General features: G+C 68.6%; 12 protein-coding genes and 1 pseudogene. 2 read left to right on the forward strand and 11 right to left on the reverse strand.

Going from position 1 to position 11,705, the window contains the following annotated elements; translation table 11 throughout:
- Positions 1-390: pseudogene (locus E8M80_RS07445) on the forward strand (FAD-dependent oxidoreductase); the annotation flags it as partial.
- A gap of 52 nt (positions 391-442) precedes the next feature.
- On the opposite strand, the gene E8M80_RS07450 reads toward E8M80_RS07445, so the two are convergent.
- From E8M80_RS07450 to E8M80_RS07465, 4 genes are all read right to left on the reverse strand, one after another.
- Positions 443-1,723 carry a tetratricopeptide repeat protein gene (locus E8M80_RS07450; RefSeq protein ID WP_137125054.1) on the reverse strand — a complete coding sequence of 427 codons (1,281 nt, stop codon included), beginning with the start codon at positions 1,721-1,723 and terminating at the stop codon, positions 443-445.
- A gap of 251 nt (positions 1,724-1,974) precedes the next feature.
- A complete protein-coding gene (locus tag E8M80_RS07455) occupies positions 1,975-2,892 on the reverse strand; it encodes a polysaccharide deacetylase family protein (protein WP_137125055.1) in 918 nt (305 codons plus the stop codon).
- Positions 2,893-3,054: 162 nt separating this feature from the next.
- Complete coding sequence (locus tag E8M80_RS07460) at positions 3,055-3,387, reverse strand: GYD domain-containing protein (RefSeq protein WP_137125056.1); 333 nt, start codon at positions 3,385-3,387, stop codon at positions 3,055-3,057.
- A 160-nt stretch (positions 3,388-3,547) separates the two neighbouring features.
- The gene (locus tag E8M80_RS07465; RefSeq protein ID WP_137125057.1) at positions 3,548-3,772 is read right to left on the reverse strand and encodes a hypothetical protein; all 225 of its coding nucleotides are present in this window, start codon (positions 3,770-3,772) and stop codon (positions 3,548-3,550) included.
- A gap of 146 nt (positions 3,773-3,918) precedes the next feature.
- Here E8M80_RS07465 and E8M80_RS07470 point away from each other — a divergent pair, with 146 nt between their 5' ends.
- Positions 3,919-5,481: a winged helix-turn-helix domain-containing tetratricopeptide repeat protein gene (locus tag E8M80_RS07470; protein ID WP_170979255.1), complete on the forward strand. Its 1,563-nt coding sequence runs from the start codon at positions 3,919-3,921 to the stop codon at positions 5,479-5,481.
- 88 nt (positions 5,482-5,569) lie between these two features.
- On the opposite strand, the gene E8M80_RS25830 is transcribed toward E8M80_RS07470, so the two are convergent.
- The 7 genes from E8M80_RS25830 to E8M80_RS07500 all read right to left on the reverse strand — a co-directional run bounded on the left by E8M80_RS25830 (position 5,570) and on the right by E8M80_RS07500 (position 11,577).
- Positions 5,570-5,707: a hypothetical protein gene (locus tag E8M80_RS25830; protein ID WP_170979256.1), complete on the reverse strand. Its 138-nt coding sequence runs from the start codon at positions 5,705-5,707 to the stop codon at positions 5,570-5,572.
- 116 nt (positions 5,708-5,823) lie between these two features.
- Positions 5,824-6,711: a 2-dehydropantoate 2-reductase gene (locus tag E8M80_RS07475; RefSeq protein ID WP_137125059.1), complete on the reverse strand. Its 888-nt coding sequence runs from the start codon at positions 6,709-6,711 to the stop codon at positions 5,824-5,826.
- 367 nt (positions 6,712-7,078) lie between these two features.
- Positions 7,079-8,524 (reverse strand): PLP-dependent aminotransferase family protein, encoded by a 1,446-nt coding sequence (locus E8M80_RS07480; RefSeq protein ID WP_137125060.1) that lies wholly within the window; start codon positions 8,522-8,524, stop codon positions 7,079-7,081.
- A gap of 75 nt (positions 8,525-8,599) precedes the next feature.
- Positions 8,600-9,178, reverse strand: coding sequence for an N-acetyltransferase (locus tag E8M80_RS07485; protein ID WP_137125061.1), 579 nt, complete (start codon positions 9,176-9,178; stop codon positions 8,600-8,602).
- 119 nt (positions 9,179-9,297) lie between these two features.
- Positions 9,298-9,669 (reverse strand): nuclear transport factor 2 family protein, encoded by a 372-nt coding sequence (locus tag E8M80_RS07490; protein ID WP_137125062.1) that lies wholly within the window; start codon positions 9,667-9,669, stop codon positions 9,298-9,300.
- A gap of 539 nt (positions 9,670-10,208) precedes the next feature.
- Positions 10,209-10,682: a cupin domain-containing protein gene (locus E8M80_RS07495; protein ID WP_137125063.1), complete on the reverse strand. Its 474-nt coding sequence runs from the start codon at positions 10,680-10,682 to the stop codon at positions 10,209-10,211.
- A 34-nt stretch (positions 10,683-10,716) separates the two neighbouring features.
- Positions 10,717-11,577 (reverse strand): class I SAM-dependent methyltransferase, encoded by an 861-nt coding sequence (locus E8M80_RS07500; protein WP_240789938.1) that lies wholly within the window; start codon positions 11,575-11,577, stop codon positions 10,717-10,719.
- Positions 11,578-11,705: the final 128 nt, after the last annotated feature.

An 11,705-nucleotide genomic window follows, 5' to 3' on the forward strand; every position in this document is an offset into this window, starting at 1 on the left:
CTCGCGTTTCTCGACTTCGTGGACGCGCATATCGCGCGGACAGGGATGCGGCTGCCGGAGGATCCGGCGGCGCGCGTGATCATGCCGACCCCGGCCGCGATGCATGACCCGATCCGGCGCCTGGATTTCCGCGCCGACGGCATCGGCACCGTCATCTGGGCGACAGGCTACGACCTCGATTTCGGCTGGATCGACATTCCCGCTTTCGATGAGCGCGGTGCGCCGGTGCACGAAAAGGGTGTGACACGGTTCCAGGGCCTCTATTTCCTCGGCCTGCATTTTCTGTCGAAGTTCAGCTCGGCCTTCCTCATCGGCGTCGCCGAGGATGCCGAGCGGCTGGCGGAGAGTGTTTGCGCGCTGCCGGGGCACGTGTGGCTTCCTGGACCGTGAAGTGCTTCGCCAGCTTCCCGGCACGCTGAATGGATGCCATGTCCCTCGACGCTCAGCTGTGCAGCCCGCGGACAGGTGCGGAGCCGGCGAGTGCAGGACGGCGCAGGGCAAGCAGGCGACGCGCCTCCTCGGCATGCCCCTGCCGCAGCAAGACACCCAGCAGGGTGAATTCGAGGAGATCCCGCTGTGCCCTGCTGCCGCCGATCCGCGCGTGGTCCGCCATGGCGTCGGTGAGATGCGCCGTGGCCTCCTCCCATGACTGCCGCGCGATCGCGCCATAGGCTTCGGCGAAGGCACGCACGAGGCTGGCAGCGGGACCAGCCGGGTTCGCCACGATGGACGCAAGGGCGTCGGTGTCCCCGGCCATCGCGTGTGCCAGCGCGACATGGACATCGACGAAGGCCAGCGAAGCCTTGGGAAAGAACTGCTTGGCGTAGGCGCTGACCTGCCGCCAGCGGTCCGGCGATACGGGTTCGCCTGCCAATTCGGCGCGATACAGGATCGACGCCGTGTCGGTCAGCACATTGATCGGCAGGCCCTTGGCCGCACCTGGCGCCACGTCGGCATCGATGATCTGCCACATCATGCCGATGTCGCCCTGTTCGAGCGCCCAGAGCGCAACATGCCACGACAGATGGCCATGCAGCAGGCCCCTGCGGTCATAGCCTTCCAGCCAATCCCTGAGATAGGCGAGGCCGGCGGCCCGGTCGCCCGCCTCGTAGGATGCATGGGAGCGGACATGGGCCGCATGCGCGTTGCGCGGGTTGAGGGCGAGCGACCGGTCGACCGTCGCGGAGGCCTCGTCGATGCGACCCACTTCGCACAGCGAGAAGGCATGCTGGCTGAGGCACCACCAATCCTCCCCGTAATGCGGCAGCAGGGATGCCGTGTAGGCCAGCAATTCGGCTTCGCGGCCGGGTTGGCCGGAGAAACCGATGAGCCCGAACACGCTGGTGCAGATCTGGGCCACTAGCGCATCGCGCGGGTGTTCGGCGACATGCGCCCGGACGGCGCGACCCGCCTCGGCCGCCTTGCCGTCGATCAGGAGGCCGACTGCGTTGATGTGCGAGCGTTGCTTGTCGGGAAGTCCGTCGGCAAGCCTGCGCGCCTCGGCGATCGCGGTGCGGGCGCCTGCTCCGTCGCCCGAGATCGCGCGGGCCCGTGCAAGACCACAATGGCCCAGCGCGAAGCCGGGATCGGTCTCGACGACCTGCTCGAAGTCGGTGGCCATCCGCGGCGCGCCGGCCAGGAGCGAGTCCAGCGCTGTGATGTAGAGGTCGCGCGCTTGCGACGATGATGTGGCGACCTCGTTGCCATAACGATCGCGCAGCATGGATGTCTCCATTCTCTGGCTTGCCCCGGCATGGAACCGCCCCGATTTTTTCGAAGGTTAGTGGGTTTTGGTCATGCAATTCGCAGATCTCTTCAACTACGCTACGCAGCCATCGATCTGCCTGGCGAGCTTTTTCCGATCAAAGCGGTTCCCGGCCGAGCGTTCGCGCACTGCACCCCCGCCCAGCCGATGTGACGCTAGGCTGTCATTGACGCGTTCGTGGCTGCCGCGATCTGGGCAAGCGTATGCCTTCACGGGTTCGGTCCGCGCTTGTTCTGGACCAGCTGCCCGCGACGCGCCGGGCGCAACGGTTCGGCCAAGGCGAACACGCGCTTCATCAAGTCCTTGGATGACGGCGCGACCGACGCCAGCTCCTTGCCTGCAGCCGCCGATAATTTCTGCTGATAGACCTGGAAGCTGCTGGTGACGAGCGAGCCAACGCGCTCATAGGCAGGATCGGCAAGCGCTTCCGCCAAGGGCACGATCTCGATGCCTTCGCGGCGCAGGCGCCCCATCAGCGGGTCGACAACCTCGGCCAGGAAGGCGACGAAATGTCCAAGCGCGATGCCGGTGACGTCGTGGCCAAAGACCTCCCGGCAGCATTTCTGGTCATAGGCAAGTTGCACGATGCAGAAGTCGACGAACTCCGATTTGAGGGCCTCCGCTTCCGTCGTCTTTCCCGTCTGCATGAGCCAGCGCCATGCCCGGTCCCACTCCCATTCGAAGAAGAAGCTCGTCACGTCCGCCGGCGTGTAGCCGAGCCGCGCGATGTGGGCATTGACGGCCGAGCGCTTCGCCTCGGTGTTGCCCCACAGGTTGAGGGGATGCCGGAAGAGCTTCTGCGGCGCGCGATCGAGCCAGGGCTTCAGCAGTTCGTCCGCGGCCGTGATGTCCGCGATGAAGGCGTCGCCGCTGACGTCGTTCAACAGCGGATGGCTATGCGTATGGTTGCCGATCGGGTGACCGGCGGAGATCCACGCATCGAATACCGTCGCGGTCTGCGGATCGACATCGAGCGGCCATGAGTTGGCGAACGCGTAGACGCCTTCGACCTTGTGACGATGGAGACCCGCGATGATGCTGTCGGCAACTGACGCTGGCGTGTAGCCCTCGGGCAAAGCTAGGTGGGGATAGACCGGGAGATCGTCCATCGTGAAGGCGATGCGCATGGCCGACTCTCCTGACCCGACAATCCCTGGATGGCCAGCCGGCCTGGCCTTCTGGCGATGAACGTATCGGCGATCCCGCGCCACGGTCGGGCGCGCGGCTGGGCGCCGCGGGCCCGACCGTGGTGGAAGGCGGCACGCGGCCGCCTTCCGGACGCCGCGGCGCTACGACGGCGCCGCGTAGGCTGCCTTGAGCTGCGCCGCCTTCTTGCGTATCGGCTTCACCTCGTCGGGCGTCATCAGCCGCGTGAGGCGGTAGTTGTGGATCGAGCCGGCCGCCAGGGCGACCCCACCGACGGCCGCAGCCGCCGCTAGGTCCGGCAAATCGCAGATCACCAGGACGCCCGGGCCTTCCGCCTGCGTGCTGTAGAAGGAGACCAGCTTGCCGCCGGCCGCCTCGAGCAGGCGCTTGATCGCTTCGGCGCGGTTCGCGTCGGGATTGGCCATCAGGGCATTGATGGCCTGCGGGGTGTAGTTCGCGGTGATGCTGAACAGCATGGACGTCCCTCCCAGGGGTTGGTTTTCTTCTTCCCGGCATTGCCCCGCCCCACGGTCGTCGCGCGATGACGGTAACGCTGACCTTACGAGCCCATCGGCTTCGCTTGGGCAAGATTCAGCGGGCCGCGAACAGTTCGTGGTCTCGGCGGCCGCCCGGATGTCAACGCCACGCCAGCCCGCCTGTCTCCCAGATGCGGTCGTCGTAGGAGGGGCCGGGGGGCAGCCCCAGGTCGCGGGCCATATGCGGGCTCAGGCAGGCCGGCAGGTCGACCTCCGCCCTGCGCTGCCGCAGCGTCGCCAGCCAGCCCGCGAGCCGCCCACGCCAGGTGCCGCGCACCGGTGCCGCCGGGATCAGGATCGGGGAGAGGTTCGTCGTCGCGCTCATCGTCGTCTCCGTTGTCAGCGACCCGGCACCGCGCCGGGCGTGGCCAGACCATCGCCCGCACCGCCGCCGCGCGTCCTGAGCGGCGCCTGACCTTCCGCCGATGCTTTGTGTATGATCCCCCGAGTTCTGAACGGATGGCGGGACGCATGGCGGAGAAGGCCGAGGAGGAGGTGCTGCACTTCGCCGGCGTCACGCTCGACCTCGGCCGCGGCAGCCTGCGCAACGCGGCCGGCGCCGAGGTGCCGCTGGCGCCCAAGCCCTTCGACCTGCTGCGCACCCTGGCGCGCGAGGCCGGGCGGACAGTCTCCAAGGACGCGTTGCTCGATGCGGTGTGGCCCGGCGTGACCGTCACCGAGGACAGCCTGTTCCAGGCTGTGCGGGATGCACGGCGCGCCATCGGCGACGAGGACGGGCGCGTGCTGCGGTCGGTTCCGCGGCGGGGCTACATGCTCGATGCCGTGGTCAACGCCGCGCCCGCCGTGCCTCCGGTCGCCGAGCCACTCACCCCGCCGGAGGACCGCCCGTCCCTCGTCGTCCTGCCGTTTGCCAACCTGTCGGGCGACGCCGAGCAGGATTACTTCGCCGATGGCATGGTGGAGGAGATCACCTCGGCCCTCGGTTGCATCCGCTCGTTCTTCGTCATCGCGCGCAATTCCGCCTTCACCTACAAGGGCCGGGCGATGGATGTGCGCCAGGTGGGGCGTGAGCTTGGCGTGCGCTACGTGCTGGAAGGCAGCGTGCGCAAGGCCGGTGGCAGGGTGCGCATTGCCTGCCAGCTTGCCGAGGCGGAGACAGGCCGGCAGCTCTGGTCGGAGCGCTTCGATGCGGCGCTGGACGATGTCTTCGAGCTGCAGGACCGCGTGACGGAAGCGGTGGCGGGCGCGCTGGAGCCGAGCCTGCAGCGCGCCGAGATTGATCGTGTCCTGAGGAAGGGTGCTCAAGACCTCAGCGCATATGATCTCTTTCTCCAGGGCTTGGCGCTGATGAATCTCCCCAAGACCGAAAGCTTGCTCGAAGCGAAGTCACTGTTCTCGCGCGCGGTTGAGATCGACCCTGGCTTCGGCGCCGCCTATGGGATGCTGGGGCAGTGCATATCGCTGCTGAAGGCCGCCGGCGTCCGGGTACCCCCCACGGAGGAGATCGCCGAAGCGCGGCGCGTGGCGCGGCTGGCGGTCGAGCACGGCCGAGATGATACGACCGCACTCTGCGGCGCAGCCTTCGCCCTGGCCTACGCGGGCATGGATCCGGACGCTGCCGCTGTTCTGATAGCTCGCGCCTCCGCGCTCAACCCGAACTCGGCCAGGGTTTGGGGGTTTGCAGCATATGTCAGCAACCTGCACGGTGATACCGACAGCGCGATAGCCAGCGCGGAGCGCGCGCTTCGCCTCAGTCCTCGCGACCCGTTCCGCTACGCGTTCCTCCATCAACTGACCCTGGCGCACAATCAGGCCGGTCGCCACGAGGACGCCGTCGCCTGGGGCAGGCGCGCGGTCGGCGAGAACCCCAACTCTGTGCAGGCACTTCGGACACTTGCCGCTGCCCTGGCGCTGGCTGGTCGGCTGGACGAGGCGCGCGCCACGATGGCGGAGATGTTGCGCCTTGCGCCGGATGTGCGGCTTTCCACTCTGAGCGTCAGGGGGCCGTTCAAGAGCGAGGCGTATATTCAACGCATCAGCGAAGCCTATCGCCTAGCAGGCATGCCTGAGTGATCCGCCAGGTCCCGATGGACCGGATGGGATCCGCGTTCATGCCTGGGTCGGACAAGGAACGCGATGACCTGCGCGCCCGAGCGGCGCGCTACAGATGGGTACGACACCAGGCGACGGCTTCCTCCACCGCCCGTGCGCGCCAAGGCTCCTCGTAGATCTCGAAATGGCCGATCGGCAGCACGGCGAGCCGCTTGGGCTCGCCCGCCCGCCCCACCGCGCTGCGCACGCATCGAGCGGGATGATGCTGTCGTGCTCCGCCACGACGGCCAGCAGTGTCGTCGGCGCCAGCAGGTGGATCAGGCTGAACCTCGGCGCGCCCGCAGCGCCGGGCCAGACCTCTGGTCAGTTGGCGGCGCGCGCCTCCCGCGCGCGGCGTTCGGCCTGTGCTTTCGCATGCACCCAGGCGGCCCGCTGAAGGGTGGTGTCCACCCCGGCGCGTTCGCCGGCCGCGGCCAGCCAGCCCAGTATGTGGTCGGCCTCGTTGCGGCCGCCGGCCTCGAGGTCCTTCATCAGGGATGCGGTGATCGGGCTGTCACGGTCGCCGAACAGCTTCCGCATCTGCGGTCTGTAGGCTTCCCTCAAGGGATGCCCGTTGGCAGCGGCGATAGCGGCGTTGCCCTCCAGCAGCCGGTCGAGGAACGGCTCGCCGCCGGCGCGCAGGATGTCGCCGACCGCGGCGCGGAACAGCACCGTGGCGGCGGCGAGCGTGCCGATGGTGACCATCTTCTCCCACATGCGGCCGAGGATGTCGGGGACCACGGTGGCCTGGCCGTCCATGCGGCCGTCCTGTTCGCCGAAATACAGCCCGCACCAATCGCCGACCTGGCGAATGGTGCCGTCGGCGCCGAGGCTGGCGGAGATGTGCGCCAGCCCGCCCCAGACGCGGTCCCGGCCGAACGCGGCGTTCAGCGCGTCGAGATGCGACATGCCATTCAGCACGGGCAGCACCGCCGCGCCTGCCTGCATCGCTGGACGGATCGCCCCGATGGCGTCGTCGAGGTCATAGGCCTTGGCGGTCAGCAGCACGACGTCGAAGCCCGGGCCGGCCTGCGCCAGTACCGTCACGGGGCGCGTGAAATCACCGAGCGGGCCGCGCACCACCAGGCCATCGCGCGCCAGCTGCTCGGCCCGGCGGGGCCGCACCAGGAAGGAGACATCGGCGCCCTTCTCCAGCGCCCGGCCCCCGAAGTACCCGCCGAGGGCACCTGCTCCCAGAACAAGGATGCGCATCGCCGTTCCTCCCTCTCGGTCAGCTTGCAGCAGCCAGCCGCCCGGCTTCCCGCCGCTGGTCGTAGGCCCGTGCCCTGAGGATCGCCAACGCGTGCAGGGCGTTTGGCACGCTTCCGTGCGATGCCACTTCGGACAGTCACGTCAGGATGTATTTCGCCTCTGTCCGCCCGCCCGCTTCCAGGTCGTGCAGCATCGAGGCGGTGCAGGCATTTCCCAGATGGCCGCTCCGACCATCGAGCTATAAGCGTATCCGCGATCCTGCGGCTCTCACAACGGCTACGACGCCTGGGTGACGCGCGCACCGGGCCTGATCTGCCGCCCCCACTCCGCCGGAAGCGGCTTCATAAGCCCAGGCAGCGACAGCCCCTCAACGCAGCGATGCCGCGAAGCGGTCGAGCATTGTCGCGATGACCGCGGGCTTCAGCGCCGCGAAGCCCAGCAGCAGGTGGCGTTCCCAGCCCGGCAGGGTCTCGACGCCGGAGATGGTCCTGAACTTCAACGTATGCACCGCGATGCCCACGGCGCGGGCGCGCGCTTCGCATGCCGCCGCATCCGGGAGATGTCGAGGAATGCGCCAGGCGAGGTGCGTGCCGGACGCCATGCCAAGCAGGTCGGGCGCGCCGAATTGCCGGGCGAGACCCGCCACCATCGCATCGCGCCGCTCCATGTAGGCCCGACGCAGGGTCCGCAGGTGCTTGTCGTAGCCGCCGCTGTCGATGAAGTCCGTCAGCACCGCCTGGTCCAGCCACGGCGCGCCCATGCCCTGGATGGGCCAGGCGTGTTCCAGCAGGGACACGGCGTCGAGTGCCGGCTGCACGAGGTGATGCGGAAGGATCAGGTAGCCGATGCGCAGGCCGGGTCCGATCGTCATCGCGAAGGAGCCCGCATAGATGAAGCATCCCCGCCGATCCATCGCCTGAAGGGATGGCTGGGGCGAGCCCTCGTACTGGAAGTCGCTGTCGAAATCGACTTCGAACACATGGGCGTCGCTGGCATCGGCCCAGTCGAGCAGTGCGCGCCGCCGTGATGCCGGCATGGTGCCGCCCAGCGGGAAGTGCCGCGCCGGCGTGACGACGGCCACACCCCCGCGGCAGGACGGTAGGCGATCGACCATCAGGCCGTCCGCGTCGACCGGCACCGGCAGGACCTCGGCGCCGTAGCGCTGGTAGAGCGGCGCGATCATGCTGCACCCCGGCGCTTCCATGATGAGCGGCGTGCCAGGGTGCACGAGCATCTGCCCCACCGCGGTCATCGCCTGCTGGATGCCAGACACGACCACGACTTGGCCGGGCTCCACCGACATGCCGCGAGTCGCGCCGAGGAAGCGGCAGAGCGCCTCGCGCAATTCCGGCGCGCCCTGGGGGTCGCCGGCGCGAGTGAGGTTGAAGCGCGAGCTCTGCATCCGCCGGATCATGAGGCGGCGCCAGGCCGCGCTCGGAAAGAGTTCGGGGTCGATGCCCTCCAGCTCGAAATCGCAGACGAGGGGGGGCTGCACGGATGCGGCCGGGGATGTCTTCGCGCGCGGCGCAGGTGCCTTCGCGCGCGCGATGAATTTCGGCGGCTCGGGCGATGCCGGGCTCACATAGGTGCCGGCGCCTTCGCGCGTTTCCACGAAGCCCTCGGCGGCAAGTCCTGCATAGGCCAGCAGGACCGTGTTGCGTGAGACACCGAGCTGCTCGCTGAGCGCGCGCGTGCCCGGCAGCCGGGTGCCCGGCTTCAGGCGCCCGGTGGTGATCGACGTGCTGATCTGCCCGACCAGCTGGCTCTGCAGCGAGAACGGCGCCGATGGGTCGACTTCGAAGGAAAGCTGCATGTCGGTCTCCGCCCTGATGAGAAGGCGCTTCCGGTCAGACCCGCTGGACGTCCCGTCGCCGTGGCGGCGATCGGTTCATCGAGGGTGACGCCGCATGGGAAACATCGGTGGATGCCCGCCGATCTCGATCGTCGTGAGACGCTCGAAACCAAAGCGCTCATAGAACGGGACGTTGTCCGGATGCGATGAATCGAGGTGGGCCGACCTGCCGTCGCGATCGCAGGCCTGGAGCCCGTGGGTCATCATGGCCATGCCGTGCCCCTGGCCCTGCTGGCGCGGGTCGATCCCGATCAGCGGCAAGAACCAGTGCGGCTCCTGCGGGTGGTACGACGCCATGGCCGCAAGGACCGCAAGCACTTCGGACCTGGCGGCGGGTGCGACGCCCCGTTCGATCAGGTGATCGAGCGCCGCATCGTCCGGATGCACATCCGGCGGCAGCCACATCGCGGCCCCGCCGTTCCCCGCGATGACGTGGGCGCCACCATGGTCGAAGGCCCGGCCGCCGTAGAGCCGCACGAAGTCCGGGAAGAACGTCAGGTACTGGACCGGGTCGGGGAACATGAACCGGCAGGCCGGATCATTCGTGAAGGCCAGGGTCATCACGCCGACGACGCCGGGCTCGTCGGATCTGTCGGCGACGCGGATTCCGGCCATGAGCTGGCCTCCCTGGTGCGGCCCGGAGGTCCCGGTTGGCCGGGCGCGCCGATCACGCGACCGAGAGCCTATCGGCGATCCTGTAGCCATTGCAACGCTTGCGGTGCCCGGCCAGGGCGTCAGGCGGCGTGGTGGTGGAAGACCTTCTGCATGATCTTCCAGCGCCCATCGGCCTTCAGCAGCGTCAGGAAGTCGGTGTAGCGCTGGCCGGTCCAGTTGTCGGCCTCGACGCGCACCACGGCGACGGTCTCCACGACCTGCAGGATGGTGACGTTCACGACCACGTCCTTCGCCGCGCCGTTCCTGTCGTTCCAGTCGAACAACCCCTGGATGGGGCCGGCGAAGAGATCAGGCCCGACATAGCCGAAGATCGTCGCGTCGGCGTGGAAGGCGGGCTTCATCAGCTCGCCCCTGCCGGTCCTCCCGCCGTCCACGTAGTGCTGAACGGTCTCGGTGATCGCCTGGTATTCCTCGATCTTTACCGCGCTCATCGCGTCCTCCTGTTGCAGCGTGCCGACCCCTCCGTCGCTCGGCGAGACGTTGTCGACGTCGCCGTGATTGGCGCAGTCGTCCCTTTAGTCTGGGCTGTCTCGTGGTCGCCCCGGATGAGGGGGCGGCCGAAGGGGTACGAGTGTCCTGTAGCGGGCGCCGCAAACGGCGCAGAGAACCGGTATGCGTGGAAGTGATGGTACCGGTTCATCATCCGATGCACCGGTCGCGGCGATGGCCTTGAGCGGCAACGCGGAAGGGCGCATCGCCAACGGGAAGGGCCGGTCGGCACGTATGCTCGACGCGGGCACCCGCCAGCATCACGTTTCATTCCACGACAAAGGGGCGACCAATGCCGAAGAGGAGTTGATCGTCTCTGCCGCGGCCACCTCGTTGTTCGTATCCGTTAGGATCGCAGTACAGGTTCCGCCCAAACGCGGTAGGCGGCACTCGCCGGACAGATACGTTGTGGAAGCCTGCATCGTTGATGATCATGAAAATCGCCCCGAACGGATCGTCCGTTCGGGGCGCTCGCCGCAGCTCAGTTGGTCGGGGGCGACGGCACCATGACCGTGCTCGGCTTTCCCGCTTCCGTGATGCTGGTGACGATGACCCTCGCGGGCGCGGTCGTCGAGGCATTGCGCGCGACATGCGGGATCATGGGGCGCGGGTGGAACGTCTGGCCGACCTCGAACGTGCGCGCCGGCTCGCCGTCCACCTCGAGGGTCACGGATCCGTGCGTCACCAGGGCGATCTCGTCGCCCGGATGCATGTGGCGCGGCGTCGCGCCGCCCGGGGCCAGGTCCACGGTGTAGAGCCGGTAGGTCCGCGCCTCGGTGCCCAGCAGGGGCGTCTCCAGCAGTACGGTTGCCCGGAACGTCGGGGCGGCGGAGGCAGGCCTGCCGTGCGCGGGTTGCCCGGCGCCATGCGGCATGGCGGCAGGGGGGGCCTGCTGCGCCATCGCGGCAGGGCCCAGGAGAGCAAGGGCGCAGGTCAGCAGAAGATGCTTGGTCATGGTCGTTCTCCTTCGTCTCGGGTCTGTTGAGGGGTCAGCGTCGCGTCACGACGACTTCGAGGTACTCGCTCGGCACCACGAGGCCGCGCTCCCCGCCACGGTCGAAGCGCGAAAGAAGGTCGAGCATGTCGCGCTCCAGCTCCGCCTGACGCGGCACGTCGAGCGCGAGGAAGGCCCGGTTCACGGGGCCGTAGAAGGTGCGGAACACCTCCATCCAGTGCGCCGGCGAGCGGTAGCGGAAGTTGAAGATGCGCGGCGTCGCAGCGATAGACGCGGCCGCGCCGCCGAACAGCTCCTGCAGCCGCTCCTCGGTGCCCCAGAGCGCCGGCGAACGCACGCCGGCCGGTGGCGGGATGTAGCGGCCGAGCACCTTGAACAGCTGGCCGATGAAGCTGTCCGGTGTCCAGTTCGCCATGCCGATCCGACCGCCCGCACGGCACACTCGCGCCATCTCGGCGGCGGCGCGCGCCTGGTCGGGCGTGAACATCACGCCGAAGGTCGAGAGCACGACGTCGAAGGCGCCGTCGGCGAAGGGCAGCGCCTCGGCATCCGCCTCGCGGAAGGCAACCTCGAGGCCGTCCGCCTCGGCGCGCGCGCGACCCCGCTCGAGCAGGGACGGCACGTAGTCCGTGGAGGTCACCGCGGCGAAGCGCCGCGCCGCGGCCAGCGTGGCGTTGCCGTTGCCTGCCGCCACGTCGAGCACGCGCTCGCCGGAGCAGAGGTCCAGGGCCTCGCAAAGGCTCTCGCCAACGATCTGCAGCGTGCTGCCGACCACGGCGTAGTTGCCGGCGGACCAGGCCGCCTGCTGCCTCGTCTTCACGGCGGTGAGGTCCGGCACGGGCTGGGCCTGCGACCCTTGGGGCGCGGGCATGGTCGGTGCGTTAGTGGTGCTCATGGCGATCTCGCTCTCCTCTGTGATGGGTGGTGTGGAAGCCGGCCCTCAGTTGGCCGGCTCACGGTCAGCAACCTGCCCGGCAGGCCTCCCGCCCGGCTCAAAGCCGCCCTCAAAGGCGCGTCAAAAAC

It is taken from the genome of Roseomonas sp. HF4 (genome assembly GCF_005222755.1).
Lineage (GTDB): Bacteria > Pseudomonadota > Alphaproteobacteria > Acetobacterales > Acetobacteraceae > Neoroseomonas.